At 64.3% G+C, this 26,925-nt stretch carries 25 protein-coding genes, 2 tRNA genes and 3 pseudogenes; 12 read left to right on the forward strand and 18 right to left on the reverse strand.

Going from position 1 to position 26,925, the window contains the following annotated elements:
- The 7 genes and pseudogenes from BRSPCE3_RS32420 to BRSPCE3_RS32450 form a co-directional block, all read right to left on the reverse strand.
- Positions 1-319, reverse strand: a pseudogene (locus tag BRSPCE3_RS32420) (hypothetical protein); the annotation flags it as partial.
- Positions 320-453: 134 nt separating this feature from the next.
- Positions 454-672: a hypothetical protein gene (locus tag BRSPCE3_RS32425; RefSeq protein WP_244070659.1), complete on the reverse strand. Its 219-nt coding sequence runs from the start codon at positions 670-672 to the stop codon at positions 454-456.
- A 105-nt stretch (positions 673-777) separates the two neighbouring features.
- Entirely contained in the window at positions 778-957 is a 180-nt protein-coding gene (locus BRSPCE3_RS32430) for a hypothetical protein (RefSeq protein ID WP_244070661.1), read from the reverse strand.
- Between the two features lie 41 nt (positions 958-998).
- Complete coding sequence (locus BRSPCE3_RS32435) at positions 999-1,175, reverse strand: hypothetical protein (RefSeq protein ID WP_244070663.1); 177 nt, start codon at positions 1,173-1,175, stop codon at positions 999-1,001.
- Between the two features lie 158 nt (positions 1,176-1,333).
- A complete protein-coding gene (locus tag BRSPCE3_RS32440) occupies positions 1,334-1,591 on the reverse strand; it encodes a hypothetical protein (protein ID WP_244070665.1) in 258 nt (85 codons plus the stop codon).
- Positions 1,592-2,160: 569 nt separating this feature from the next.
- On the reverse strand, positions 2,161-2,379 hold the full coding sequence (locus BRSPCE3_RS32445; RefSeq protein ID WP_244070667.1) for a hypothetical protein: 219 nt from the start codon (positions 2,377-2,379) through the stop codon (positions 2,161-2,163).
- Between the two features lie 169 nt (positions 2,380-2,548).
- The gene (locus tag BRSPCE3_RS32450; protein ID WP_244070669.1) at positions 2,549-2,863 is read right to left on the reverse strand and encodes a DUF5658 family protein; all 315 of its coding nucleotides are present in this window, start codon (positions 2,861-2,863) and stop codon (positions 2,549-2,551) included.
- Between the two features lie 355 nt (positions 2,864-3,218).
- Between BRSPCE3_RS32450 and BRSPCE3_RS32455 the strand changes: the two genes are divergently transcribed.
- A tRNA-Thr gene (locus tag BRSPCE3_RS32455) sits at positions 3,219-3,293 on the forward strand.
- 14 nt (positions 3,294-3,307) lie between these two features.
- Here the strand turns inward: BRSPCE3_RS32455 and BRSPCE3_RS32460 are convergent.
- Together BRSPCE3_RS32460 and BRSPCE3_RS32465 are read right to left on the reverse strand one after the other, a co-directional pair.
- Complete coding sequence (locus tag BRSPCE3_RS32460) at positions 3,308-4,477, reverse strand: calcium-binding protein (RefSeq protein ID WP_244070671.1); 1,170 nt, start codon at positions 4,475-4,477, stop codon at positions 3,308-3,310.
- A 325-nt stretch (positions 4,478-4,802) separates the two neighbouring features.
- Entirely contained in the window at positions 4,803-5,225 is a 423-nt protein-coding gene (locus BRSPCE3_RS32465; protein ID WP_244070672.1) for a hypothetical protein, read from the reverse strand.
- Positions 5,226-5,373: 148 nt separating this feature from the next.
- On the opposite strand from BRSPCE3_RS32465, the gene BRSPCE3_RS32470 reads away from it, so the two are divergent.
- The 4 genes from BRSPCE3_RS32470 to BRSPCE3_RS32485 all read left to right on the forward strand — a co-directional run bounded on the left by BRSPCE3_RS32470 (position 5,374) and on the right by BRSPCE3_RS32485 (position 8,021).
- On the forward strand, positions 5,374-6,090 hold the full coding sequence (locus BRSPCE3_RS32470; protein ID WP_244070674.1) for a dienelactone hydrolase family protein: 717 nt from the start codon (positions 5,374-5,376) through the stop codon (positions 6,088-6,090).
- Between the two features lie 70 nt (positions 6,091-6,160).
- Complete coding sequence (locus BRSPCE3_RS32475; protein ID WP_244070677.1) at positions 6,161-6,856, forward strand: urease accessory protein; 696 nt, start codon at positions 6,161-6,163, stop codon at positions 6,854-6,856.
- A 176-nt stretch (positions 6,857-7,032) separates the two neighbouring features.
- Entirely contained in the window at positions 7,033-7,506 is a 474-nt protein-coding gene (locus BRSPCE3_RS32480) for a hypothetical protein (protein ID WP_244070678.1), read from the forward strand.
- 77 nt (positions 7,507-7,583) lie between these two features.
- Positions 7,584-8,021, forward strand: a complete 438-nt coding sequence (locus tag BRSPCE3_RS32485) for a hypothetical protein (RefSeq protein WP_244070681.1) — start codon at positions 7,584-7,586, stop codon at positions 8,019-8,021.
- Between the two features lie 157 nt (positions 8,022-8,178).
- Here the strand turns inward: BRSPCE3_RS32485 and rlmB are convergent, their stop codons facing one another.
- Positions 8,179-9,003, reverse strand: a complete 825-nt coding sequence (gene rlmB, locus BRSPCE3_RS32490) for a 23S rRNA (guanosine(2251)-2'-O)-methyltransferase RlmB (protein WP_244070682.1) — start codon at positions 9,001-9,003, stop codon at positions 8,179-8,181.
- Between the two features lie 196 nt (positions 9,004-9,199).
- Here rlmB and BRSPCE3_RS32495 point away from each other — a divergent pair.
- Positions 9,200-9,285 (forward strand) — tRNA-Tyr (locus BRSPCE3_RS32495).
- Positions 9,286-9,509: 224 nt separating this feature from the next.
- On the opposite strand, the gene BRSPCE3_RS32500 is transcribed toward BRSPCE3_RS32495, so the two are convergent.
- Positions 9,510-10,412 (reverse strand): sterol desaturase family protein, encoded by a 903-nt coding sequence (locus BRSPCE3_RS32500; protein ID WP_244070684.1) that lies wholly within the window; start codon positions 10,410-10,412, stop codon positions 9,510-9,512.
- Between the two features lie 93 nt (positions 10,413-10,505).
- The gene (locus tag BRSPCE3_RS32505; RefSeq protein WP_244070686.1) at positions 10,506-11,381 is read right to left on the reverse strand and encodes a LysR family transcriptional regulator; all 876 of its coding nucleotides are present in this window, start codon (positions 11,379-11,381) and stop codon (positions 10,506-10,508) included.
- A 103-nt stretch (positions 11,382-11,484) separates the two neighbouring features.
- On the opposite strand from BRSPCE3_RS32505, the gene BRSPCE3_RS32510 reads away from it, so the two are divergent.
- Both BRSPCE3_RS32510 and BRSPCE3_RS32515 read left to right on the forward strand, forming a co-directional pair.
- The gene (locus BRSPCE3_RS32510; RefSeq protein ID WP_244070688.1) at positions 11,485-12,096 is read left to right on the forward strand and encodes a DUF1989 domain-containing protein; all 612 of its coding nucleotides are present in this window, start codon (positions 11,485-11,487) and stop codon (positions 12,094-12,096) included.
- Positions 12,097-12,119: 23 nt separating this feature from the next.
- A complete protein-coding gene (locus BRSPCE3_RS32515; RefSeq protein ID WP_244070691.1) occupies positions 12,120-13,049 on the forward strand; it encodes a LysR substrate-binding domain-containing protein in 930 nt (309 codons plus the stop codon).
- On the opposite strand, the gene BRSPCE3_RS32520 is transcribed toward BRSPCE3_RS32515, so the two are convergent.
- Both BRSPCE3_RS32520 and BRSPCE3_RS32525 read right to left on the reverse strand, forming a co-directional pair.
- On the reverse strand, positions 13,030-13,914 hold the full coding sequence (locus tag BRSPCE3_RS32520) for a polysaccharide deacetylase (protein ID WP_244070693.1): 885 nt from the start codon (positions 13,912-13,914) through the stop codon (positions 13,030-13,032). The genes BRSPCE3_RS32515 and BRSPCE3_RS32520 overlap by 20 nt on opposite strands.
- 36 nt (positions 13,915-13,950) lie before the next feature.
- Positions 13,951-14,622 (reverse strand): FMN-dependent NADH-azoreductase, encoded by a 672-nt coding sequence (locus BRSPCE3_RS32525; RefSeq protein ID WP_244070695.1) that lies wholly within the window; start codon positions 14,620-14,622, stop codon positions 13,951-13,953.
- A 298-nt stretch (positions 14,623-14,920) separates the two neighbouring features.
- On the opposite strand from BRSPCE3_RS32525, the gene BRSPCE3_RS32530 reads away from it, so the two are divergent.
- Entirely contained in the window at positions 14,921-16,381 is a 1,461-nt protein-coding gene (locus tag BRSPCE3_RS32530) for a cytosine permease (protein ID WP_244070697.1), read from the forward strand.
- 22 nt (positions 16,382-16,403) lie between these two features.
- Here the strand turns inward: BRSPCE3_RS32530 and BRSPCE3_RS32535 are convergent.
- Positions 16,404-16,580, reverse strand: a pseudogene (locus BRSPCE3_RS32535) (LysR family transcriptional regulator); the annotation flags it as partial.
- Between the two features lie 34 nt (positions 16,581-16,614).
- Here BRSPCE3_RS32535 and BRSPCE3_RS32540 point away from each other — a divergent pair.
- Positions 16,615-16,808 (forward strand): annotated as a pseudogene (locus tag BRSPCE3_RS32540) (type IIL restriction-modification enzyme MmeI); the annotation flags it as partial.
- 315 nt (positions 16,809-17,123) lie between these two features.
- Here the strand turns inward: BRSPCE3_RS32540 and BRSPCE3_RS32545 are convergent.
- Together BRSPCE3_RS32545 and BRSPCE3_RS32550 are read right to left on the reverse strand one after the other, a co-directional pair.
- Positions 17,124-19,193 (reverse strand): C1 family peptidase, encoded by a 2,070-nt coding sequence (locus tag BRSPCE3_RS32545; protein WP_244070702.1) that lies wholly within the window; start codon positions 19,191-19,193, stop codon positions 17,124-17,126.
- Positions 19,194-19,434: 241 nt separating this feature from the next.
- A complete protein-coding gene (locus BRSPCE3_RS32550) occupies positions 19,435-20,364 on the reverse strand; it encodes a LysR family transcriptional regulator (RefSeq protein WP_375709991.1) in 930 nt (309 codons plus the stop codon).
- A gap of 116 nt (positions 20,365-20,480) precedes the next feature.
- On the opposite strand from BRSPCE3_RS32550, the gene BRSPCE3_RS32555 reads away from it, so the two are divergent.
- Together BRSPCE3_RS32555 and BRSPCE3_RS32560 are read left to right on the forward strand one after the other, a co-directional pair.
- Positions 20,481-21,836 carry an MFS transporter gene (locus tag BRSPCE3_RS32555; RefSeq protein ID WP_244070706.1) on the forward strand — a complete coding sequence of 452 codons (1,356 nt, stop codon included), beginning with the start codon at positions 20,481-20,483 and terminating at the stop codon, positions 21,834-21,836.
- 22 nt (positions 21,837-21,858) lie between these two features.
- A complete protein-coding gene (locus BRSPCE3_RS32560) occupies positions 21,859-23,103 on the forward strand; it encodes an amidohydrolase family protein (RefSeq protein ID WP_244070708.1) in 1,245 nt (414 codons plus the stop codon).
- A 469-nt stretch (positions 23,104-23,572) separates the two neighbouring features.
- Here the strand turns inward: BRSPCE3_RS32560 and BRSPCE3_RS32565 are convergent, their stop codons facing one another.
- Positions 23,573-26,923 (reverse strand): autotransporter outer membrane beta-barrel domain-containing protein, encoded by a 3,351-nt coding sequence (locus tag BRSPCE3_RS32565; RefSeq protein WP_244070710.1) that lies wholly within the window; start codon positions 26,921-26,923, stop codon positions 23,573-23,575.
- Positions 26,924-26,925 lie beyond the last annotated feature (2 nt).

Here is a 26,925-nt window from a genome sequence, read left to right on the forward strand (position 1 = left end):
GTGCGGGGGGCGGGCCTTCGAGCACGGTCGGCACCGGAAGCGGGGGCGGCATCACCACCCGGACCTCGGCTGTCGGCTTCATCTCCAGGGCAGCCTTCATCTCCAGGAGAGCCGTCTCGTCCAGCGCGGGCTTGTTATCCAGGTTGGGCTTGGCCTCGGTCACGGCCGTCGGAGCGACGGGCAGCGGGGCAGGCGCCACTGGCGCGGCTGTCCGCAGGGCAGGCGTCGGCAACTCGGCGTCGGGCAGCTTGCCCTTCACCGACTGTACGAAAGCCATTGTCTGCGCGATCAGGAGATCGCGTTCCTTCATCCACTTCATGGCGCACCTTGAGCGCGCGGATTGCAGCAGAGCAACCCCGCGGAATCAAGCACTGGCCATCATGATGGTTGACGAAGACGCCTGTTTTGGAGGCGCGGTGACAAAATTGTGACGTGCTCGGGCGCGGGGATGGGTCAGCGCTGGCGCGGATTGGTGTTCGGGACGAACGGGGTACCGACGATCCGGACCGGTGCCTGACTGGCGATGGGCGCCTGATTCGCAGCCGGCCGGGGCGCTGCGCTGGCCGGCGCGGGCGCCGGATCGAGCAAGGCGACGATGCCGGCGGCGGCCATGCTCAGCAGCGTGAAGCTGCTCAGAAGGAGCAAATTGCGGTTGGTTTCGGGTCGCCTCATGCGAGGAAAATCGCGTGAGGGGGCATAATGTTCCGAACAAATCCTCAGGCGTTTTCGCGGGGATTTGACCTCACGCTAAGGTGCAGCGTCAGGAGCCGGGGGCCGCTAATGGGCGGTCGCCTCGGCGGGCGCGCGCTCGGTGCTGCGCGCCTCGATCAGGTCGGCGTAGCGGCCATACTCGTCGGCCATTTCGAGCAGCTTTTCGCGCACGGCGGCGTCGGTAACCTGGCGGGCCAGCCGTCGCGCCTGATCGGACTGGAAGCGGTAATGTGCTGTGTCGGACATGGTGGCTCCTCACACATGTGTAAGGGCCGTCACGTAAAGGTTCACTGAAGCGTTTGTGAGCGATCGGGAACTGCGGCGCCGGCCTTGTCCTCGCGGACCTCGACCTCGAACCAGCCCATCTCCTTCAGCTCGCGTGCCTTCTTCTCGGCCGCGTCTTCGCTGTCGCGCTTCAGCACGATTTGGCTGGTGCCATCCCGGGCAAGGATCAAATAGGTCATTGGCTGAGTCCTACCCCGCATTCTGCATACCCCTTCTCGGGCTGCAAGAACAGAAGCAACGCGCGGGATGGGTGATCCTACGGGGATAATCCCACGATTTCTGCCAGGGCGGGTCAAGCCAGGCGATGGCAAGTGCGGCTTCGTGACGCCCTCACGGCTCATCGATAGCCGGCGCTGAAATTGTGGTCGCGAATGCCGATCGCCTTGGCCTGCGCCGCGGACACCCGATCCCGGCATTGAATGTATCGCAGGACCTGCGCGTCGGTGCCTGCGGCGTGCGCGCGCCACATCTCGAGGGTGAAGCCGTTCTTGGCCATGCAGGCCTGGGAGTGAGGGCTGTCGCTGCGCTCCCTCGCGCTCGCTGGAGCGACGGCCAGAGCCGACATGGCGATGGCCGCGCAGAATACGATCTTCATGGTTGGAAATTCCTCAAAACGAAAGCGCGCCACAATAACCAGCAGATACAAAATCACAAGTAGTCGCGGACAGCGCACACAACGCGCTCGTTAGGGCTGCCCGCAACAGCCCCGCGACACGTAGAGCTCGTCGCATTGCGCGCCGGTGAGCACGATCGACGACGATGCGAAGCGCTCGCGGCAACCGGAATACTACGGCTCTCTCCGTACTTGTGGGCAATCAAGTGAAGCGCTTTGATTGAATCGCAACGACGTGTTCGGATTGGACCTGGGGACGACACACGGCGTGAGCCACGTGGATCTGGATGGAGGACGAGATGCCCAGGCACTTCGGTTTGAAGGCGACATCCGCAGCAGGACGGTCGGCATTCACGGGATCAACGAGAGATCTGCAGGAACGCACGGCGTCGGCATCTGCATCGAAGAATTGTGCACCGGCCGGTTCGGAAGCGCCAAAGCGCGCGAGCCCATCGGAGCTGCCGTATTCTCCCTCGAGCTGGCGAGGCTGCCGAGGGCGACGGTCGATCTCCGCAGACTGAAGAGCCAACCGGCGAAACATCGCCGGCCGGTCACGATAGCCCGGACGGCTCGTGCTTTTTCTCGCGCCTCAGATCCATGCGATCGATGCGTTCGTCGATCAGTCGATTCAGTTTCTCGTCGCGCAGTGAATCCTTCCTGAACAGCCCGCCATGCAGGCGATAGGCGAACAGGAGCAGGACGACAGCACCGCCCACGAGATAGTAGGACCAGTCCATGGTGAGAACCGCGCCGAGCAGCCCCTGTTGCATTGCCGCGACAGGTAAAGCTTAGGACCGGTGCCGGCGCATTGTCCAACGCTATCCTCGGTCGCGCCGCTCGAACATGTTTCCAAACATCAACGGAATGTCACAGCAGAGGCGCGGCATCGAGAGCTCGGGCGACCGCGCTGCGGCTGGCCGGCACGAACGCAGGGTCAGCTCAATTGGTGGCGGCGAGGATGATCAGGTTGTTGTAGACGGGCACGGCAATGAGCGCGACCACATAGGCCACATGGCGCTCGCTCTTGCCCTGCCACAGCAGCCACATCACGAGAAAGGTGAGGCCCAGCTTGGCGATCAGCCACCATTCGCCCAGCCACTCCTGGGAGAACCGCATGAACGGGTTCAGTTCACCCATTCCGCGCTGCAATATCTCGTTGGTGGTGACGAGATCCGAGTAGCCCATCAGGAGAGCCGAGACCAACAGCATTGCCTTCAGCAGCGATGTCCTCGCCCGCAACTGCTTTTCCGTCATCCGGTGCCTGCCCGAATCCGCCTGTGGCTCCCCAATGGAACAATTTTGCGGAATGTTTTCAGCGAGCGCAAGCCCTCGCGATCACGGTGGCGGAACGCCACATCCCCCAGAACCTGACCTGCACCCGGCAGTAGGGACGCCACCGCTTGCCCGATGACGGCACGGCGGGTCGCGAAAGGCTGGTGCCGGCTAAGGGGAACGAACCTCCGACCTTCAGTTTAAAAACAGCGGCTCGGCGTTCGATATGCATGGTTTTTCAATGCGATGACGGCTAGAGGTAACTCAAGGGGTAAATTGAACCACCGCAGGCGAGCGCGGTTGCCGCGATCGTCGCTATTTTGTATGAGCGGGTGAGGCCGGCGTAGCACAGCGGTAGTGCAGTGGTTTTGTAAACCAAAGGTCGGGAGTTCGATCCTCTCCGCCGGCACCATCGCTCTTGGTCGATCAATTCGCGATGCTGAAATTGGCTGCCGTCACCGTGGCTGCGGTTGCCCCGTTCAACCAGACCGCGGTGTCGCTATCGACCTGCACAACGAGGTAGGCCCCGTTCTGGTAGGAATGCGCGATCACGTCGGCAAATGACGTGAAGCCCGACCCTACGAAGAGAACCGTGTCATTCGGCTGGGCCCAGTCCTGGATCACCTGGACGCCCGGCACGTCGTTGACGACGAACGTGTCGAGACCTACGCCGCTTCCGGGGCCGCCGCCATTGCCGCCGAAATAGTAATTGACCCCCGATCCGCCGTCGAAATAGTCGTTGCCGGCGCCGCCGATCAGGACGTCGGTGCCGTCTCCGCCGAACATCTGATCGTTGCCGGCACCGCCATAGAAGTAATCCTGGCCGACATAGCCGAACATGGTGTCGTCGCCATCATCGCCGATCATGATCGCATTGCCTTGGGAGGCGACCAGAACGTCGTTGCCGGAGCCGCCATACGCCATGCTGCCGCTGCCCGGCGACAGATAGATGTAGTCGTTTCCGTCGTCGCCTTCCTGCACATCGAGCCCGCCGACGCCGACGAGCGTGTCGTTACCCGCTCCGCCGTACGCCGTGTCATTGCTGCTGCTTCCGTAGATGATATCGTCGCCTGCATCGCCGGATAGAATGGCCGTACCCGAGACGCCGAACAGCGCGTCGTTGCCGTCGCCACCATACAGGCTGTCGGCGCCGACGCCGCCCACGAGCACGTCGTTTCCGGCGTCTCCGGACAGATACGAACTGCCGGTGCCGGCGTCGAGGTAATCGTCGCCATTGCCGCCGTAGAGGCCGCCCTTCCATGGGTTGAGAAAGAGGTAGTTGGCAGGGTTGTTTCCGTCGTCACCAAATATCGTGTCGTTGCCGTCGAAACCGTACAGACCGTTGAAGCCAGAGCCGCCATAGATCACGTCATCCGAGGCAGCGCCATAAACGCCCCAGACGATATCGTCTCCACTGCCACCGATCAGAATATCGTTGCCCTGGCCACCGGTGATGAGGTCAGAATCCGCACCGCCATCGATGAGTTGACCGCTGCTTCCAGTTCCTTCCAGCGTATCGGCGCCTGCGCCGCCATAGAACTGGTCTTCGGTGCCGGTATGATTGTCGGCGGCGTCGGTTCCGTAGAAATTGGCCATCCGCAATATCCTTCCGTTTCAATAGCGACGAGCGGGGTGTGAAAAAAAAGGCGATTGCGGCTCCTGCGAGCCTAACGGATCACATTGGCTGCGTCACCGCGACCGTTTCGCATACGCCCGCCGCGAACCCGACTTCGGGATCTGGGTCACTGGCTTGCGACAAGCCTTGGACGCGATCGGTCGATCGCGATGTCCGTCGAGAACGTGGACAAGCGCGCAAATACATATCGTCGAACGCCGGGGTCTGGCTTGTCGTTCAGCTTTCAACCGCGCAGGAAGGCGGCCCAAGGGCCGCCTTTTGCGTCGCTAGTGCTTACGCCCTGAGCTACTGGCAGGGGTGCTGGAGGCCGTCGCTGCCGCGGAACCAGGTGCCGGGGGTGCAGACGAAGCCGTTTTGCCGGGCATATTCCTCGCCACCGATCGGGGCGCGGCCATAATAGTCGGGGCCGCCAAACGGGGCACTGGCGATCGCAGCCGCAGTGCCGACCGCGCCGCCGACCACGCCGGCCGCGACGCCGGCAGGGCCGGGGTCGTAGCGGTTGTAGCTGCCCTGCCAGTCGCGATCCCGCCGGTAGGCGTGGTGGCGATAGGCGGTGCGCGTGGTGCCGGGTGCCATCGTCTCGCATCGGGCGGATGGATCGGCATTCGAGCAGCGGGCGGCGCTGCCGATGGTCTGTTGCGCCATCGCGGGGCCGGCCAGTATCGAAGCGAGCAGGGCTGCTGCGCCAAAAATCTTGAGCTGTGTCATGCAGGATCTCCTCTCATCGTTGTGACGAGCTAATCTCGCTATGCCGCGCCTGTTCCGGCGCGACCTTGCCCCGCGTTCAAACCAGTGTGAAGTTCCGAGCCGCGCGCGCAAGATGCGTTCCGGATCATGCGCCTTTGAAGGGAATTGGATGCACGTTCGTGACATCGACTACGCCGCCGGCGACGCCAATCTGCGCGGCTATCTCGCCTGCAAGGACAGCAGCGAAAAGCGTCCCGGTGTGCTGGTATTCCACGAGGGACTCGGGCTCGGCGATTTCGCGATGGAGCGGGCGCGCAGGCTTGCCGAGCGTGGCTATGTCGCGCTCGCGGCCGATATGTTCGGCGAGCGGCGGCAGGCCGCCGATTTGCAGCAGGCGATGGCGCTGATCGGCGGCCTGCGCACGAACCCCGCCGCGCTGCGCGCCCGGGCCCGCGCGGCGCTTGCCACACTCACGGCACTGCCCGAGGTTGACGCCACCAGATGCGCCGCGATCGGCTTCTGCTTCGGCGGTACCGTCGTGCTCGAGCTCGCGCGCGACGGTGCCGACCTGAAGGCCGCCGTCAGCTTTCATGGCGTGCTCTCGACCACGCAACCGGCGGCGACGGGCGCGGTGAAAGCGAGCGTGCTTGTCCTGACCGGCGCCGACGATCCGCTGGCGCCGCCCGACCAGGTCACGGCCTTCGAGAACGAGATGCGCGCCGGCAAGGTTGCCGACTGGCAGGTGATCAGCTACGGCAACACGCTGCATGGATTCACCAACCCGACCGCGGACGGCTCGATCATGAAGTCAGCGCTCTATGATGCACGGGCCGACCGCCGCTCCTGGGCGGCGATGCAAGGCTTGTTCGACGAAGTGCTTGTTTGAGAATGTGCCGGCCTGACAAGACCGGCGGTGTGGTGTTTGATGTGTCGCCAGGCGCGGGCGCGGGGGATTGATGTTCGGAATCTTGAGTCTCGGCTTTCTGCTCGGCATGCAGCACGCGCTGGAGCCGGATCATATCGCAGCGGTGTCGAGCATCGCGGCACGGCGCACCCATGTCGGTGACATCGTCAAGCACGGCTTGACCTGGGGCCTCGGGCACACGCTGACGCTGTTCGTCTTCGCCGGTGCCGCGATCCTGCTCGGGCATGCGATCCCCGAGACGGTATCGCAGCCGATCGAGACCGCGGTCGGCGTCATGCTGGTCGGCCTCGGCGCGCATCTGTGGTGGCGGCTGTGGCGCGACCGCGTGCACTTCCATACCCATTCGCATGGCGACGGCACCACTCATTTCCACGCCCACAGCCACGCCGGCGAAACTGCGGCGCACGCCCGTACCGCGCACAGCCACGCGCACGGCTTCCGCTGGCGCACGCTGCTGGTCGGCCTGATGCACGGCATGGCGGGCTCGGCGGCGCTCTTGGTGCTGACGGTGTCGCAGGCGCCGAGTCCGGTGATCGGGCTCGGCTATGTCGCGCTGTTCGGCATCGGCTCAATGATCGGGATGGGCGTGCTGTCGAGCGTGATCGCAGTGCCGCTGGCGGCCTCGGCGCGCTGGCTGACCTGGGCCAATCGCGGCCTGCAACTGGCGGTCGGCGCCGTCACGATCGCGATCGGCATCCATTCGATCGTCGAGAACGCGTTCTCCTGACCCGGCGTTGCCGCTTGGTTGTCGGCCGTTAACGATTTCTGATCCTGCACGGCCGCATTGACCGGATGCCGATGCTTACGCGTTAGGCTTACCGCTAGATTGGCCCGCGCCCTTAACCCTTCCGCCAAGCCGTTGGATTAGGCTGCGGATGGAACAATTCGGGACGCTGGGTGAACATGCGCGGAAGTCTTGCGCTTGCAATATTGGCTGCGACGACCTCGACGGCGCTGGCCGGCGGCGGCTTCGACATCGTCGTGCCCTCGCGGCCCGGCGTGCCGATCATCATCAACGGCGTCGACGCTTCCTATGCGGTGATCGAGAGCGCGATGGGGCTCGCCCGCAACGACTCGCTGGTGCCGACCGTCTATGGCGGCCGCCCGATCGATCCCGAGCCGAATGTCGGCCATTATTATCCGAGCCTCGGTCGCATGCCGGGTTACGGCCGCCTCGAGATCGAGCCGCCGGCCAACCGCCGCCTGCCCAAGCCGGCCGAGAGTTATCATCAATCGTGGGGCGCGCAATCCGCGCCGCTGCCGGCGCAGTCCAACGTGCCGGTCGATCCGCCGCCGGTGATCTACGCGCCGCAATTCAACGGACCGCGGCCGCTGCCGGGGCCGGTCCCGCGGACGCCACGTCCACGAGGCCCATAAATCAAGAGCCCCTCGAACAGGGGCCACCATAGCCATCAAGAGCTACGCGACGAACAAAGACCCTACAGGAGAGAGTAATGCGTCAAATGATCAAAGGACTGATTGCGGCGGTGGCCGTCATGGTGGCCGCACCCGCGATGGCGTGCGGATTCAACCCGTGCGGCTATTCCGCGCCCGTGGTGAATTACGGCTGCGGCGGTTGCGGTGGCTATAGCGGTTACGGCGGTTACGGTTACGGCGCGGTCGAGCGGCTGCCCGACCCGGATGCCGCTTATCCGAGCGCTGCGCAGCAGTACTATTACGTCAACCAGGGCCCGACCTACACCGGTCCGGGCAATTGGGCGCCGCGCCCGTATTACCGCGAAGGCTACGGCCGTCCGTATTACGGCTATCGCCACTATGGGTACCGTCATTACGGCTATCGCCATCACTACGGCTATCGTCCGCACTACGGCTATCGCTACGGCTACGCGCCGCATCGCTACGGCCATCCGGTGCTGCGCCGCTACTACTGATCCGATCGGCGGTTCAAGACATCAGCGCCCGTTCGCGGCCCAGAGCCTTTTCGAGCGTAGTGGCTGCCGGTTCGCGTGAAGAAAACGCGTCAAACAAGAATCCAGAACTCCGTTCCGATTCCATCGGAGCGGAGCTTTGGCGAGCGGGCGTTTTCGTTCACATCAGCCCGAGCCGGCTGGCGCCGATATAAAGCGCGAGCACACAGGCGTTCGAGACGTTCAGGCTCTTGATCTCGCCGGGCATGTCGAGGCGGGCGACGGTGCTGCAGGTCTCGCGCGTCAATTGCCGCAGGCCCTTGCCCTCGGCGCCGAGCACCAGCGCCAGCGGCGCTTGCAACGCCACCTTGCCGAGATCTTCGGTGCCCTCGCTGTCGAGGCCGACGGTCTGGAAGCCGCGCTCGTTCAGTTCGGTCAGCGCGCGCGCCAGGTTCTGCACCGTGACAACGGGCACCAGCTCGAGCGCGCCGGAGGCGGACTTCGCCAGCACGCCGGTTGCCTCCGGGCTGTGGCGCGCGGTGGTGACGATCGCCTTGACCGCGAATGCCGCAGCCGAACGCAGGATGGCGCCGACATTGTGCGGGTCGGTGATCTGGTCGAGCACCAGCACGATGCCCTCCAGCGCCAGCGTGTCGATGCCGGGCGATGGCAGGGGATCGGCCTCCGCCAGCAGGCCCTGATGCACGGCATCGGGGGTGAGCCGGCGGTCAATATCGCTCGGCCGGACCAGCTCCGGGGTGACTCGGGTCGCGATATTCTCGTCGGCAAGGCGCTTGGCAGCGTTCTCCGTGAGGTAAAGCTTGCGGATCTGGCGGTCCGGGTTGGCAAGTGCGGCCGCCACCGTGTGCCAGCCATACAGAATCACCGGTCCGTCGGAACCGGATTCGCGTTCCCGCCAAGCCGGTGGCCGGCCGAATTTTGGCCCTTTTTGGAAGGGTTTACCGCCCTTGCCTCGGAAATTGGGTTTGCGGTCGCGATCGCTCATGTGAGGCTTGTGTCACGGCTCTCGATTATTGGCAATTTAACCGGCAAATAGGCGGCTGGCTTGGTTGACTTTGGGGACCGCCTTCCCTCATAAACGCGCCCGACCGCGCACCCGCTTCGGGGCCGCCGCGGTTATCAGCGTCATTTCGATGACCCGGTCCGCCGCCACTCGCGCGGCCGGTCTGATGCTGTTGGACGGGGGAGTGTCCCGAGTGGCAAAGGGAGCTGACTGTAAATCAGCCGCCTCATGGCTTCGCAGGTTCGAGTCCTGCCTCCCCCACCATCCTTCGATCGCTTCGCGAGCTACGGCTAGGCAAGCCAGCAAGACTCCATCGTAGCGAAGTGAGCGAAGGCTGCCGCGCCGAAGCCCAGAGGCGCAGGCGGGCTGTGTCCGCAAGACTTGCCTCGCTTCGCGAACTACGGCTGGGCAAGCCGGCAAAACCCCCATCTTCGGATGCGTCGCTGGCCGAGATGGCGGTAGGCTCTCGTTGCGCTGGTGCACAGCCTCTAAGCCACTTCGCTTCGGCGAGGTGCCGACGGATCGTCGCGCTTTTGCTTCGAGGCCCATACCTTGAAGGGATAGGCCAAGAGCGCCGGATAGCCGGAAGGCATCGGATGGTCGACGCCGAATGTCTTCGGCTTCCGTCCCTTCGGGAGATGGATGCTCCCGAACAGCACATCGTAGAACGAGAACAGCCCGGCGAAGTTCTTGTCCCTGGCTTCCAGCTCACTGCTGTGGTGCCAGTGATGAAATTCCGGCGACACCAGGACGTGGCGCAGCGGACCGTAGCTCACGCGCACGTTGGCATGCGTCAGCCAGGACTGCCAGTAGTAGATGGCGAGATAAGCTCCGACCGCTTCGGTGGAGAAGCCGAATGCGACGAGCGGAAACAGCGAGCCGGCCTTCATGAATGTCAGGTCAAGCGGGTGCTGGTGGACCGCGGCGAGCCAGTCCAGGTCTTCGATGGCGTGATGGACGGCATGGATGTGCCACATCGCCGGCACGGCATGCAGAACGCGATGCGTCCAGTAGACTCCGAGGTCTCCGATCAAGATCGCAATCAGCACCTGAACCACATACGGAATATCGCCGATCGCCGGCTTTACCGCCGAAGGCATGATCGATTGATTGATCAGCGTGGCCACCGCGAGGACCGCGGTCACGCCGACCAGCACCAGCCACCCGTTGAGAAACAGGAAGGCCATGTCGGTGAGCAGGCCACGCCGCAAGATCTTCTGGGGCCTCGCAGCAAATATTTGCTCGAACGGCACGAAGATCAAAATCGTCAGCAGAAGCTGATACTGTCCAAATAACTCGCGCATTGAAATGGCCGCCTGAAATGGCGGTAGCCTATCACCTCGGCCCCCGAGAGCGTCAATTGGGAAAGCAGCCTGAGGGTTAATCAGCATCCCCGTGTCGTTACGGGGATGACGGACGTCCGCGAGCGCGCCAATGCAGCGGCTCGCTCCAGCCGTGCGAGCATCTCGTGCCGCGGGCGAACCTCAGCCCCGCAGCCCGCGCCGCAGCAGCTTGGCGAAATCCTGCGCCACCTGGGACAGCGCCTCATGCGTCGGGGAGAGGATCGCGATCTGGTACTGGATCTTCGGCTTGAACGGGCGAAGGACGAGGCCCTCGGTGAAGGGCTTGCTCACCACCGGATCGACGATGCCGACGCCGCGGCCCTCGGCGACGAGCTGGCATGCGGTCGAGAAGAATTCGGTTTCCGCGACCACGTTCCAGCGCGCGCCGTATTCGGAGAAGGCCGATGCCAGCTGCTGGTAGATCGGATCGCCGCGAAACAGCGTCACGAACGGGACGCCGTCGAGATCGGCAGGGGTGATCTGCTTCAGCTTGGCGAGCGGATGCCCGTGCGGCAGCATGCACACGCATTCATACGAGAACACCTCCATATGCGAGGTCGGATAGTCCAGCGGCAGTTCGGCGACCGCGAGATCGAACTGCTGGGTCGAGATCAGCTCCCGGACGGTCGCGGAATTCCGCGTGATGATCTTGATCTGCAGCTCCGGTCTGTTCCTGGCGAATTGCGACAGCAGCCGCGGCAGCAGGTTGATCGAAATGCTCGGATAGGCCGCGATCGCGAGGTGACCGCGCCGGCCGGACCTGATCTCGGCCGCGACGCGCGAGGCATTCTCGGCGGCTTCGAGGGCGCGCGCCGCCTCGACATAGAACAGCTTGGCTTCCGGGGTCGGTTGCAGGCGTCCGCCGCGGCGCAGGAAGAGATTGAGGCCGGTCTCGTGCTCGAGGCCGGCGATCATCGTGCTGATGCCGGGCTGCGACATGCCGAGCAGTTCGGCCGCCCTTGTCATGGTGCCGTGGAGCATCAGGGCGCGGAAGCATTCGAGCTGTCTGAGGCGCATCGGACCACTATACGAATCTGCTATAATGGACACAATTAATATTATTAGAATTGCATGACGGGCGGTGCTCCAATGGCGCCACGAGCCATCGAGGAGAGATCACGTGACCGCAGCAACCATCGATCTGACCCGCGCCCGTCTGATTCCGGCCCGCAACGGCGTGGCCGCTCGCCTCGATGCGGGCGAGACCGTCATGGTCGTCAACACTCACGGCAAGCAGGTGGTCGACACCTGGGCCTTCAATGTCCGCGACACCGGCGAGTTCATGTCGATGGAGCACAGCCGTGCGTCGATGCTGCGGCTCAATCCGCGCGTGGGCGACACGCTGACCACCAACCGGCGCCGCGCGATCCTCACCTTGGTCGCCGACACGTCGCCGGGAATCCACGACACCCTGATCGCGGCCTGCGACATCCACCGCTATCGCCAGCTCGGTGCCGTCGGCCACCACGACAACTGCACGCAGAACCTGGCGCATGCGCTCGAGGCGGTCGGCCTGTCGGCTGCGGTGACGCCGGCGCCGCTCAATCTGTTCATGAATGTCCCCGTCGCCGACCATGGACAACTGGACTTCAAGCCTCCCGTCAGCGCGGCCGGGCAGTATGTGGCGCTGCGCGCCGAGATGGACCTTGTCATCGTGTTCTCGGCCTGTCCGCAGGACATGGTGCCGGTGAACGACATGCGGCCGACCGACGCCCATTTTCTCATCGCTTGATACTGGCCGCGCGGAGAACCACCATGCGCAAGCTGCCGCCCCTCAATGCCGTCCGCGCGTTCGAAGCGGCGGCGCGCCACGAGAGTTTCACCGCCGCCGCCGGTGAGCTCTGCGTCACGGTGACCGCGATCAGCCACCAGGTCCGGCAGCTCGAAGCGCTCCTCGGACACAGACTGTTCGAGCGCTCCGGCCGTGCGGTGGTGCTGACCGCGGAGGGGCGTGCGCTGTTCCCGATGCTGCGCGACGGCTTCGACCGCATGGCGAGCGCCTTCGCCGCGATCAGGCCGCCGGCCGACGGCGATGCGATCACCGTATCGACCACGCGCGCCTTCGCCGAGCGCTGGCTGATGCCGCGGCTCGCGCGCTTCAATGCCGCGTTCCCATCGGTCGTGGTCCATATCGATGCGACCGAGGAGGTGAGGACGCCGGGCACGGAGGACGTCGATCTGGCGATCCGCTACGGACGCATTGACCGCGCCGGCGAGGCATCGGTGCTGTTCAGCGATCGCTACATTGCGGTTGCGGCGAGCGCGATCTGTCCGCCCGGCGCGCGTGCCGCCATTGACGAGGTCCGCTCGCGTTCGCTGCTGGCGTTCCGCTGGAAGAACGCCACACTGGATTCGCCCGCATGGTCTGCCTGGCTCGCGAAGGCCGATCATGATCCCGGCCGGGACTTCCGCATCTCCTGGTACAGCGAGGAGCCGCTGGCGCTGCATGCCGCCGAGCGCGGGCTCGGACCCCTGTTGTGCAGCGATGCGCTGGTGGACGAGCAATTGCGTCAGGGCACGCTGCGACGGCTCGACGGTCCCGCGCTTGCAGGCTTCGCCTATCGTCTGGTGGATGCGCCGGGCGCTGCTCGGCGCAAATCGGCGACGGCATTCACCGATTGGCTGCGCGCCGAGGCCGCGGCCTTTCGGGCGGCTCCCGGCGAGGTCATGACACGGGCTGCGTGAAATAGGGCAGGGTCTCGACGCGGACCTGGTAGGTGCCCGCCCTGACCAGGCCGTCGAGATGCGCGGCGATGTCCTCGAGCGATGCGAACCACACCTTGCGTTCGGCGACGATTTCTTCGAGCCAGCGCTCCACCACGCGCCAGCGGGCAAGCCGGCCGGTCAGGAACGGGTGCCAGATCCCCATCCAGAAGCCGCCGCCCTCGTAGGCGGCCTCGAATTCCTCGAACGAGGCGGCAAGGCCCTCGCTCGGCGATTTGACCGGCATCATGTAGCCGATCTCCGCATAGTGGGCGAAGGGCGGCCAATCGTCCGAACCCCAATGCGGCGGCATCTCGTAGAGCGATCCGCGCGCGGTGCGCATCTGGTAGGGGATGTCGTCGGCCATCAGCGACGAATCGTAGACCAAGCCGTGCTCGATCAGGAGATCGATCGTGGTCTGGTTGGCATTGTAGACCGGCGCGCGGTAGCCACGCGGCTTGCGCCCGGTCATCGCGACATGAATGGCAAGCGCCTGTTCGAAGGCCTCGCGCTGCGCCGCCGAGGAAATCTCCGTCGGATCCTCGTGGATGTAGCCGTGATGGCCGATTTCGTGGCCCCCCTCAAGGATCGCCTCCACCGCATCCGGATAGCGCTGCATGGTCCAGGCCGGCATGAAGAACGACTGCTTCAGGCCGAGGCGGCGATAGGTTTCGAGGATACGCGGCACGCCGACGGTCGGCCCGTAACGTCCCATCGTGATCGGATAGAGCCGGTCGAACGAATCCTTCGGCCGGGCGATATGAATGAGACTGTCGGCGTCGACATCGAAGGTGATCGCGCAGGCGCAGCGCGCGCCGTTTGGCCAGGGGATGGGATTCTTTATCATCGGATCATCCTCATGCGGACGGCGGACAGCGGCGCATCATTCCGCCGCGACATTAACAGGCCCGTCGATTCCAAGACACTGCCGGACCAGCACGGGGATCGCGGCAAAGGCGTCGGCGACCGACCGCCGGTAGCGTTCGTCGTCGAACTCCTGGTAGTCGACCGCGATCAGATGGCTCTCCTGCACCCCGAGATAGTGGGCGCAGGTGAAGATGTGGGTTTCCAGGTGATTCATGGCCTCCCGCACGCCGCCGGGGCCGAAGCCGAATTCGCCGCGCGAGCTCAGCACCACCAGCGTCTTGCCGCGCATGATCGGCTCGAGCGGAAAGTCGCCCCGCGCGAGATCGAAACTGAAGGTCTTGTCGATCCGGATCACCTTGTCGAACCACGACTTCAAGGCAGCCGGCATGCCGTAATTGTGCATCGGCGCGCCGATCACGATGATGTTGGCGCGTTCGAGCTCGTCGATCAGTTCGTCGGAGACACGGAGCTCATCGCGCTGCTCCGCCGAGCGGTCGCCCGGCGCGGTGAAGGCGGCGGCGACCCATGCCTCCGTGATGAGTGGCGGCGGGTTGCGGCCGACGTCGCGCGGGATGATGGTCGCGCCGGGCTCGTGCGTCAGCCAGTGCTCGACGAACGATTTGGAGAGTTTTCGGCTGACCGAACGGTCGCCGCGCGGGCTGGCATCGATATGCAGAAGTGTCGTCATCCCTGGCCTCGGCTGATTTGGGGGCAGTGCATTGCTCCACAATGACCGGGTGCCCGGGGCAGCGTGATTGACGAATCCGGCAGCCGGGTTGAGAAAATCTCAACAGTGAAGCGGCGCGCCATGATGCCGCGGCGACCGCGCCCGACGGCGGCGCGTTTTTCCGGCTCGCTGCACGCAGCCTTCACTCTGGATGTCGCCTCAACCCGGCTTGAGGATTTCTCATTACCGCCTCACGGCTGCCTGCTGCTCAGATGTCCCCATCCCGGCCCAAACCGATGCGCCGGACAACGGGGGAAACATGTTGCTCAAGCAGACACAGCTTCCGGCGCAGGATGAGGCCGGCTTCGATGCCCACGGAATCGAGCCGGTGCCGGCGGCGCACCGCACCTCGTCCGCGTTCGACCAGTTCTGGATCTGGGCCGGCGCGAACATCGCGCCGATCAACTGGGTGCTCGGCGCGCTCGGCATCCAGCTCGGCCTCAGCCTGCTGCAAACGCTTGCCGTCATCCTTGTCGGCAATCTGTTCGGCGCGGCGCTGTTTGCCGCCTTCTGCCTGATGGGGCATCGCACCGGCGTGCCGCAGATGGTGCTGGGCCGGCTGGCGTTCGGCCGCCGCGGCGCCTATCTGCCGGCCCTGGCGCAGGTGCTGATGCCGATGGGGTGGGTCGCGATCAACACCTGGATCGTGCTCGACCTCTGCATGGCGGCGTTGGAGCGGATGGGCATTGGTGGCGGCGTCGAGCTCAAATACGCGATCGCGGTGCTGGTGATGCTGCTTCAAATCGGCATCGCGGCCTGGGGCTTCAATGCCATCAAGGTGTTCGAGCGCTACACCATGCCGTTCATACTGCTGATAATGGCTATCATGACCGCGCTGGCGTTCCTGCGCGTCGATATCAAGTGGCAGGCCTCGACCGTTACCGGCATGCCGGCATTCGCCGCGGCGACGCAGCTGATGACCGCGATCGGCATCGGCTGGGGCATTTCGTGGCTCACTTATGCCTCCGACTATACGCGCTTCACCAGGCCCTCGCTCAGTGCCGCCAAGGTGTTTCGGGCGACCTTCCTCGGCATGTTCCTGCCCACGGTCTGGCTCGCTTTCCTTGGTGCGGCCATTGCGTCCGCCGGCGCCGGGTCCGATCCGTCGAAGCTGATCATCGCAGCGTTCGGCACGATGGCGCTGCCGGTGCTGCTGGTGCTGCTCCATGGTCCGATCGCGACCAACATCGTCGTGATCTATTCGGCGGCGCTGTCGTCGCTGGCGCTCGACCTGCGGCGGCCGCGCTGGGTGATCTCGGTGGTCTCAGGCCTGATCGCCTCTGCGATCCTCTACGGCTTCCTGCAGTCGGGCGATTTTGCCCATGCCTTCGACAATTTCATGGTCGCCCTGATCGTCTGGATCAGCCCATGGGCCGGGGTCACGCTCGCCGACTTCTATCTGGTACGGCGCGGCCGCATCGATGTCGCCTCGCTCTACGCGGAGCCGGGTCGGGATCGCGATTTCAACTGGGCCGGGCTGATCGCCTTTGCGGCCGGCTTCGCAGCGGCGTGGGCGTTCCAGATGGGCACCATCAAGGCCATGCAGGGTCCGCTTGCATTGGCGACCGGCGGGGTCGACCTGTCGTGGCTCACCGGCATCGGCGTTGCGATGGTGAGCTACCTTGCGCTGCATCGGCTGTTTGGACGTCCGCTGGCGCGCAGCGTCCCGTCGCCGGCCGCGGACGAGGCCGCGATCGAACCCGCGCCCACAACCACCTGACGGGAGCACACCGTGCGCCTCCTCACTCCATCCGCGCAAACAGCTCCACCAGCGTCTCGCGCAGCCAGCGCTGCGCGGGGACGGTGTCGTTGCGCTGGTGCCAGAACAGGCTGACGATGCGCGGCGGCGCCGGCAGCGGCACCGGCACCGCATGCAGATGCGGCGCGTGGCGGGACTGCGCGCTGAGATCGCGCGGTCTTTGGGCCACCCTGATCGGTCGCCGCGCGGTGATGACCCTCGCTGCGCTGAAAGCTGGCCCTCCCACGGCTAGGGCGAAAGCCCACTTCATCCTCGCCACCGATGGGAAACCGTTGAGGCCGAGGATGCGGACACCGGCGAAACGCTCGCCTGCGCCTAAGCTGATTTTCCCGATCACTTCGGACTCTTCCTGCCGCTGGCCGGGATCACCACCGTCAAGCAGGTGCGCGCCCATAGGGGGTCCTAGGACCGAAGTGTCGAAGAACACAAGTATGCGCGGAGCTTGGCGTCAACAGCGACGGGATGGCCGGTGTTGTAGGTGGCCGCAGATGGCCAATAGGAATAACGACCATTCTGGTCTCACGCTGGGCGGCGGCTGGCAGAAGCCGATTTCGAGAAGGCCCCGTCGTTGAGAAACATCGACACAAACTCTTCAGCCAAAGCCCCGCGCGCTCGCGTGTGTGTCGACATTTCGAGGGCGATGGGAACGGGCATCCCGCTCCCATCGTTAGGTTCAGTAGCGATAGGATTTAGATCTAGGATCTCAATTCCAGTCGCCAGGCGGAGTACCGGCGGCCACGAGTTTTTCGATCCGCATGGCATCATCGCCGTAAGCTGTCACACCAACCTTCTTCCAAATTTTAGCTGCTCCGTCCCAATCCCAGTAGAAGCCACCGTTGTAGTACTGATATAGCGCAAGCCTAAATTGCTCGTCCGAAAGGTGCTGGGCACCAGGATTTGCCGTGTAAATGTTTTGAAAATGCTGTGAGACCTCTTGTTTCTTCTTGTTATAAAGCGCGACGCCGCCAGCAACGTTTTGCTTCCAATCCCACACTTGTTGGGTTGATGGTGGCGGGGTATCAAGCTGCATTACGCCGAAGCCACGAGGAGGCCCGAACAGTGGCAGTCCTTGGTTGTCGAAATGCCGAAATCTAGATTCTTTGTAGGCAATAACCTGTAGCGCTCGATCGGAAAGCATTGCCCTAATGTTTGCCTTGAGTGGATTGTCACCCAAGATTCCCCACTCGCTTGTCGCAGGCGCGGTTGTTCCAGTATGACCATCGGTTGTCCGGCGCCAATTTATCGAGCAAGTGCAACTGAAGACACCGCCGATTATGCGTCCACCGAAATTGAATGACGGCGTGAGAGTTGGGGCAGTGAATTGAAGCGTCTGCGACACGTCATTCCGACCATGATCACGATAATAAATGTGAGCCGAGTAGTTCGCCGAAACAAACATGTACTCTGGTCCGTGGTTGACCCAATACCATTGAACGGAGAAAGGCGGCAGGTTTGGAACTGCCGAAATTCTTGCGGCAATCAGTGGCGGTATCGCAAGGGAGTGTAGTCTCCCTTCGAAGTCCACGTTCGGAGTTCCGGGATCAGTAAGCTCGGTGAGAGCACCATGACCGGCCACGTGTGGCATCCCGGGACCTATTGGAGTTGTTATCGCTCCGTTCGAGCCGGGCGCAGCATCCGATGAATCCGCCGATGGAGACGCATTGGCCGATCCCTGTTGAAGGCTAGCCACATGCGGCTTTGGCGGTGGTGTTGTGACCGCCTCCCAGCAATCAGTCGCCAGATAAGCATAGGGGATAGTGCCGTTTCCTGCGCCATAAAGGCATTGACTGCCCCACGTCGTGTCCCAACTATTTCGCAAGATAAAGAAACCACCGCCGGGTACGGAAGTATCATCTTGATAGCCAACGAGACACATCGCGTGGCCGCCGTCGACTGGCTCGCTTCCTACGCGCATGTTGATACGTCCGGTTTGCTGCACATAGGATGAATTGTACCAGCTATCATAGACAGGGATCGAGAATCCGACCACTGATCCTAGAGCCAGCGCGTTCTTAATGCCGTTCAAGTCCCTGGGATTTAAGATCACGGTCGGCAACTTGAATTGCGCCGCGTCAGCATGAGCATTCGTGGGCTCAACCCCATTGTTGTTGCAAGGCGGATACGGATTGTATTGCCAGACGTTCTCGCGACATTCACCAATGCTCTGCAAGACTTGGGCTGCTTTGGTCTGCCATGTACCGCAATCTTTCGGCGCTCCATCTATCAGTTTTGTCTCGCAATAGAGGAATTGCTCCGAAAAATCCTGGGGTGAGCCAGACATCTTCCGGTAAAACTCATGAACTGCGGTCATGGCAAATGCCACGCACGTACCTCGACCACCTTGGTTGCGGATAGGCGGCATGAGCTTCGAGTGGTTGACGTTTGGAGGCAGGGCTAGGGGAGGAGTGGACGCAATGGATTGATTATCCAAGTCCATCTCCGGAGTAGGAGGCAGTGCTCCGCGCTGGTAGTTAAAAGTCGTGCCGGAGGTTGCGACTTCGGCGCTACGTGTTCCGATTTCCTTGGAAAACTCGCCAACTAGACCGTCGAGTTCGTCGTCCGAGAGACCCAAATGCTCTTTGATATTGTCGGCTATTTTCTGGTTTGAGAGTATTGCAAGTGCTTGCTCAATATCAGTGACGCCAAGCTCGCGTAGCTTCTGAATAACCCCTTGTTCTACATTGTTGATTTTTTGCAGATCGTGACCGCCATATATGGATCGCTGCTCACTCATGGGTTCATCTCCTACAAAGAAATTTTTTTGAATAAACATGTACTGTAATCACAATCATGGGTAGTGTCTACTATGAGTAGCAAGAGAAGTGTTGGTCGCCTCTCAGTCGATATTGGACGACAGGCGACGACTGCATCCCCGCGACCTCAAGCCTCGCCAACCGCTCTTCCAGCCGGATGAAACGACAGGTTCGGATTGCACTTCGACATCTCGCGGCCCTAGCCGGACAAGCGATGGCGATTCCATGCAATGATCAGCGTCAGCCGCTGCCGGTAAACACTCACTCCATCCGCGCAAACAGCTCCACCAGTGTCTCGCGCAGCCAGCGCTGCGCGGGGACGGTGTCGTTGCGCTGGTGCCAGAACAGGCTGACGATGCGCGGCGGCGCCGGCAGTGGCACCGCCACCGCATGCAGATGCGGCGCGTGGCGGGACTGCGCGCTGAGATCGCGCGGCAGCACCGCGATCAGGTCGGACTGGCGCACGATCTCGTAGGCCGCGTTGTAGTGATTGACGGTCGTGACCAGGTTGCGCGACAGCCCGCGCGAGGCGAGGAACTGGTCGTAGGTCGGCAGCGTCTTGCCGGCGAGGCTGACATCGACATGCTTGGCGCTGAGGAAGCTGCGGGCGTTGAGCCGCTGCTTTTTGGCGAGCGGATGATCCCGCCGCATCATGCAGGCATATTCGACGGTCCATAGCGAGCGGGAGCGGATCGCGGCCGGCGGCTGCTGCGCCTCGTTGACATAGACGCTGAGCACGCAATCGACCCGGTTGTCCTCGAGCCGGTCGCCGATCTCGAGGATGGTGTTGGGCAGGGTGTGGATGCGCGCCGAAGGCGCCACCTCGCTGAAGCGGTTGAGCAGCCGCGGCATCACCAGCGAGGACACGTAGTCCGACATCGACAGGCTGAACTCGGCCGCGGTGCGCCCCGGATCGAAGGCGTCCTCGTCGAGCGCGTGGCGGACGTGCTCCAGCGCATCGCCGATCGGCTGCCACAGCGCCACCGCGCGCTGGGTCGGGCGGATGCCGCTGGCGGTGCGGACGAACAGGGGATCGTCGAGCGCGTCGCGCAACCTCGCCAAGGCATTGCTGACCGCGGGCTGGGTCATCGTCAACGCGCTGGCGGCGCGCGTGACGCTGCCCTCGGTCATCAGCGCCTCGAAGACTTTCAGCAGGTTGAGGTCGAGCGTGCGGAAGGACACGGGCGATATTCACCATGGTGATGTGCCAGATAACAATTATAAATTATTCGGATAATATTGGTTTGTCTATCATTCCCCGACCGACCTCGCGGCGCGTGCCGACCGCGGGGCGGAGGGGGCTATTCATGTCGATGATCTCGGCGCGCATCGAGCGCCTGCCGTTCGCGCGTTTCCATGTGCACCTGCTGCTGATGGGCGGCCTGGGCTATCTGTTCGACGCGATGGATGCCGCGGTGCTGGCGTTCATCCTGCCGGTGTTGCGCACGGCCTGGAGCCTCACCAATGTCGAGACCGGCGTGCTCGGCTCCAGCACCTTCGTCGGCTATCTCTTCGGCGCGCTGCTCGCGGGCACGCTGGGCGACCTGATCGGCCGCCGCGCGGTGATGATGTCGGCGCTCGCGCTCTATAGCGCGGCCTCGCTGGTCAGCGCCGCGGTGGACAGCTGGCCCGCGTTCTTCGCCGCGCGCGTCGTCGCCGGCATGGGCACCGGCGCGGAGAGCGCGATCATCGCGCCGTATCTCGCCGAGTTCGTGGCGCGGCGCTACCGCGGCGCCTTCACCGGCGCGCTGGCCGGCTTCTTCTCGTTCGGCTTCGTCGCCGCCGCGCTGCTCGGCTATTTCATCGTGCCGGCCTACGAGAATGGCTGGCGCATCGTGCTCGTGATCACCGCCATCCCCGTCGTGATGCTGCTGTGGTGGCGCCGCTCGCTGCCGGAATCGCCGCGCTGGCTGGAAAGCCGGGGCAGGGCGGAGGAAGCCGAAGCGGTGCTCGACAAGATCGAGGCCAGCTTCGTGCGCGAGGGCCGGGTGCTGCCGGCTCCGGTCGCAGAGCCCGCTGCGCCTGCGGTATCGTCGGGAACGCTGCTGAGCAATTTCGCCGCGCTGCTGGCGGGTCGCCAGGCGCGGATCACCACCATGACCTGGATCATGTGGCTGTCGATCACCTTCAGCTATTACTCCTTCTTCGTCTGGATTCCCGGTCTCCTGGTGCAGAACGGCATGAGCATCACCAAGAGTTTCGGCTATTCGCTCGCGATGTATTGCGCGCAGGTGCCGGGCTATTTCACCGCCGCCTTCTTCAACGAGCGGATCGGCCGACAGGCCACGATCGCGACCTACATGCTGCTCGGCGGCATCAGCGCGCTGGGGCTCGCCTTTGCCAAGAGCGACGGGGAGATCATGACGGCTGGCCTGCTGCTGTCGTTCTTCATGAACGGCACCTATGCCGGCGTCTATGCCTACACGGCGGAGGTGTTTCCGACATCGATCCGAACCACGGGCGCGGGGCTCGCATCGGCGATCGGCCGCATCGGTGCGATCGTGGCGCCGATTCTGGTCGGCTACCTCTATCCGAATTTCGGCTTTGCCGGCGTGTTCGGCGTCACCACGAGCGTGCTGTTGATCGGCGCCTTGACCGTCGTGCTGATGGGCGTGCCGACGCGCGGCCGGTCGCTGGAAGACATCGCAAGCGAAGCTGCGTGATTGCGGCACTTAGGAGATCATCATGTCCACGACCCTCTTCAAGAATGCCGCGCTGCTCGATTCGCTGCACTCCGAGCTGCTCGAAGGCCATCACGTGCTGGTCGAGGATCGCCTGATCAAGGAGGTCTCCGACCGGCCGATCGAGGCGTCAGTCGATCGCGTCATCGACCTCAGGGGCAAGACCCTGATGCCAGGCCTGATCGACCTGCATGTGCACGCGGTTGCGGTCGAACTCGACCTGTCGCAGCAGGCCCGCATGGCCAACGTGCTGGTGACGCTGCGCTCGACCATGCTGCTGCGGGGCATGCTGAAGCGCGGCTTCACCACGGTGCGCGATGCCGGCGGTGCCGGCTATGCGCTGAAGCAGGCGATCGACACCGGCCTGACCGATGGTCCGCGGCTGTTCGTCTCCGGCCGCGCGCTGAGCCAGACCGGCGGGCACGGCGACGGGCGCGCCCGCTCGGATTATCTGGCCGACCCGACTTGTTCCTGCTGCGTGCGGGTCGGCGCGATCGCGCGCGTCGTCGACGGCGTCGATGCGGTGCGCAAGGCGGTGCGCGAGGAACTGCAGATGGGCGCCGACCAGATCAAGATCATGGCGTCCGGCGGTGTCGCGTCGCCGACCGATCCGATCGGCGCCTACGGTTATTCCGAGGACGAGATCCGCGCCATCGTTGCCGAAGCGAAGGCGCGGCACACCTATGTGCTGGCCCATGCCTACACCGCGGAGGCGATCGAGCGCGCGGTGCGCTGCGGCGTGCGCACCATCGAGCATGGCAATCTGGTCGATCTTCCGACCGCGCGGCTGATGGCCGAGCAGGGCGCCTATGCGGTGCCGACGCTGATCACCTACGAGGCATTGGCCAACGAGGGCGCCAAATACGGCCTGCCGGCGGCGAGCGTCGCCAAGATCGCCGACGTGCGCGATGCCGGCCTGCGCTCGCTTGCGATCTATCGCGAGGCCGGCGTCAAGATGGGCTATGGCAGCGACCTGCTCGGGCCATCGCAGCGGCTGCAGAGCGACGAATTCCGCATCCGCGCCGAACTGCTCGGCGCGCAGGCGGTAATCCATAGCGCGACCGTCGTCGGCGCCGAGGTGCTCGGCATGGAAGGCAAGCTCGGCCGCATCGCGCCGGAAGCGTTCGCCGACCTGCTGGTCGTTGAGGGCAACCCGCTGCGCGATGTGAGCTGCCTGCTCGGCCAGGGCGAGCAGATCCCGCTGGTCATGAAGGCCGGCAAGGCCGAAGTCGACCGGCTGGGTGGGTAGATGTCTGGTTCCGAGCGTGAGACTATATCCTCGTCCACCGCTGTCATCGCCCGGCCTCGACCGGGCGATCCAGTACGCCGCGGCCCCTCGATTCAAGCGCAGACGTCTCTGGAATACTGGATCACCCGCATGCGCGGGTGATGACGCTGAGCAAGGTGAGCAATCATCGCGTCATCTGGAGAGGTTCTGAGGCTATATCCTCGTTCACCACTGTCATCGCCCGGCCTGTGCGCAATTGCGCACATGGACCGGGCGATCCAGTACGCCGCGGCCCCTCGATTCAAGCGCAGACGTCTCTGCAATACCGGATCACCCGCATGCGCGGGTGATGACACGGAGCAAGGCGAGTGCGCCTGCACGATTTCTGGATAATGGAAAAGTACCGCTGAGTTGCCCGACGTGTCAAGTGCCGTGTCCGCCGGCTACTTTGCATGGGGTTGTTTTCGATATTTTGGCGGAGCGTCCGGCCTCACCACACCACGCGGAGACCGGCGGTGCCCTTGTAGCTGTGGTTGTCGCCGGCATCCTGCAGGCTGGCGCGATAGGTCGCTTCACCGAATACGGTGTAGCGGCCGCCCGCCCAGCTGTAGCTGCCGCCGCCGCCGATCGAGCCCCACAGCCGGTCGTTGGCGCTGGCGAAGCTGGTGCCCGCGACGCCGACATTGGTGCCGTCGAGGAATTCGTAGTGCAGATTGCCGATCGCATAGAGGTCGGAGCGGGCGCCGTCGCTCCAGCTCTTCTGGTGATTGAGCGACAGGCCGACGCGGCCGAGCAGGCTGTCGGCATTGGTCAACGAGACCTGTGCGCCGAAGCGGTCGGCGAACCCGTCGAACTCGACCTTGGAATAGGCGAGCTGCGCCTGCGGCGTCAGCGAGAAGCCGTTGCCGATGGTGATGCGCCTGCCGCCTTCGACGCTGAAGGCAAAGCCGAGGCCTTCATTGCCATGCGCCATGCTGCCGACGAGGTCGGAGGTGAGATCGCCGCGGTAGAACATGGTCTGCATCTGGCCGTCGAGATAGACGCCGTTGTCGCCATACCAGGTCGCGGTGGCGCCGACGCCGGTGCCTTCGGCGCGGATCCGGCCGTTGCCGAAGAACGAATTCACGTAAGCCGTGGTCAGGCCGTATTGCAGCGTGAGGCCGACGATCAGGCGGCCATAATTGTTCTCGAGCGCGAGGCCGTCGAGCCCGGCCTGCGCCTTGAAGTCGTCGCTGCTGGTGGTCGAGCCCGTGGTGTTCGACGGCCGCAGATTGGTCTGCCCGCCCTCGACACGGCCCCAGAATGCCGATTGCGTCCATGAGCTGTCTGATGTCGCCGCCGGCGAGACGCCCATCCGCGCCATCGCCTCGCTCGGGCCGCCATTGCCGCCCCAGTAACGGTTGCCGACGCGCTCCTGCATCGAGGGCAGCGCGTTCATGCCGAGCAGCACCTGGGCGTAGTTCTCGTAAAGCGGCACGCCGGGCTGGTACAGCGGACCAGCGGGCGCGGCAGGCGGCTTCGGCGCGGCCGGATCGCTCGACGGCACCAGCGTGGAGCGCAGATACCAGTCGCCGTCGGTCGGCGTCGCGACGCCGTTCTTCTGCAAGGTATAGGCATAGGCGCCGGCGACGATCGCCTGCTGGCCCTGCAGCGAGTAGTTGCCCGCCAGCGTGAAGGTGCCGTTGGAAGCGCCGTTGACGTCGATCAGCCTGATGCCGTCCGAGGTCTGCGCGCCGCCGCCGCCGGCATTGTTGATCCGCACGGTCGAACTGCCCGACGTGCTTCCGCCGACCAAGAGCCGGTCGGTCGCCGAGCCGTCGCCGCCGAGCACGGTGTTGAACAGCAGCGTGCCGCCATTGCCGGCATAATTGCCGACAACCGTCAGCGCAGTGCCGGGTGTCGCGCCGAACCTGACGGTGCCGGCATTACTGAGCGCCCCCATGATCTGGCTGAAGCCGTTCAGGTCGACCGTGCTGCTCGCGCTCGCGGTAAAGGCGGATGCCGAGCTGAACGCATCGGCCGCACCTGCGCGCAGCGTGCCGCCGGTGAGCGTGGTCGCGCCGCTGTAGGTGCCTCTCCCCGAGATCGTCTGCGTGCCGCCTGTGAGCGTCAGCCCGCCGGCGCCGCCGATCGCTCCGGAGAACGTGTCGCTGGCATTGGTCAGCGTCAGCGTCTTGGCGCCGAGCGCGACGTTGCCGCTGCCGGCCAGGCTCAGAATGCTGGTCGAGGTGCCGGCGAGGCCGGAAATGTCGAACGCGGCGTTCGCCACCACGCGTGAATTGCTGATCGATCCGGCGCCCGCCAGCGCCAGCGTGCCTGCCGAGATCGTGGTCACGCCGCTATAGGTGTTGGCGCCGGATAGCGTCTCGGTGCCGCCCGTGAGCGTCAGCCCGCCGCTGCCGCCGATCACGCCGGAGAAGGTGTCGTTGGCGGCGGTCAGCGTCAGGGTGTTGGCGCCGAGGGCGACGCTGCCGCTGCCGGCGAGGCCTTGAATGCTGGTGCCGCCGCCGCTGACGCCCGAGATGTCGAAGGCGGCGTTGTTGACCACGCGGCTCGACGCGCCGATCGCTCCCGCGCCGGTCAGCGCCAGCGTGCCACCCGCGATCGTGGTCGCGCCGGTATAGGCCTGGACGCCGGACAGCGCCTGCGTGCCGCCGGTGAGCTGCAATCCGCCGGTGCCGTTGATGGAGCCTGCGAACGTGTCGTTCGCATTGGTGATGATCAGGTCCTTTGCGCCGAGCAGGACGGTGCCGGCGCTGTTGCCGGCAAGGCTTTGAATGTGCGAGGCGGCGTCGAAGACGCGGGTGATGTCGAGGGTTGCGTTGTCGACCACGCGGCTTGAATTGATGAGGGCATCGCTGGCGCCAGCGATGACGCCGATCGCGAACGTGCCCTGCTGGATCACCGTCTCACCGGTATAGGTGCTGCCGCCGCGGAGGAACAAGGTGCCGTCGCCGGTCTTGGTCAATCCGCCGACGCCGCTGAGACCGCCAGCGGTTGAGGCAATCCCAACGAAGCCGTTGGTGTCGACGGTCAGCCCACCCGCAGCGATGTGGTTTTGCGCAGCCGTTCCGCCAAAGATGCTTGTGGCGTTGGCGGTTATCCGGACAACGGCATTGTCGTAATTGACCTGGCCGCCGGCGTTGTTGATCGCGATGCTGGGTGTTTGCAGGGTGGCGTTGCTGATGTTGAGGGTGCCTGTGCCGGTGCCGGCAGGGGCGGTGACGACGAGCCTGCCTGTCGTCGCAACGGTCGCACCGTTCTCGATGTTGAGGGTGTTTGTGCCGACAGCGTTGATCGTCAGGATGCCGTTGATGTTCCATCGCGACCCGGCCCCAGTCACCGTCACCGTGGACGTGGTGCCAGCGGTATTGCCGATCGTAAGGGAGTTGCCGGTGGTGGTCAGGACCGCGCCGTTTTGAATTGTGAGGTTGGCATTCACCCCGGCCGTCACTCCGCCGAACTTGAAATTGCCCGTCGTGCCGGTCGCTCCAGCGGCCACGCCGAGGACGATGTTCGAGGTCTTGTCGACGGCGACCGCACCACCGGCCGGTGCCGCTCCGCCGGTCCAGTTCGAGCCGACCGTCCAGTCGTTGCTGGTGGCACCGGTCCAATTCTGCGCTGCGGCGGATCGTGGTTGGAGCGCTACGAGCGCAGCCACCGAGGCGCTCAGCAGCAGCAGGTGCTGGAACTGCGCGCGGGTGCGGGACGCAGATCGCGTCCGGCGCGGATTGAGTGTGGTGTCACCAACGTGTCGTGCGATCGTCGCAGCCCCGATGCATTCGCGCATGGTGCTCAGTTCCTTGTTCTTGCCGCTGCCCGGCAGGTTGCATTCCGGCAAAC

The sequence above is a fragment of the Bradyrhizobium sp. Ce-3 genome, from assembly GCF_022835695.1.
Classification (GTDB): domain Bacteria; phylum Pseudomonadota; class Alphaproteobacteria; order Rhizobiales; family Xanthobacteraceae; genus Bradyrhizobium.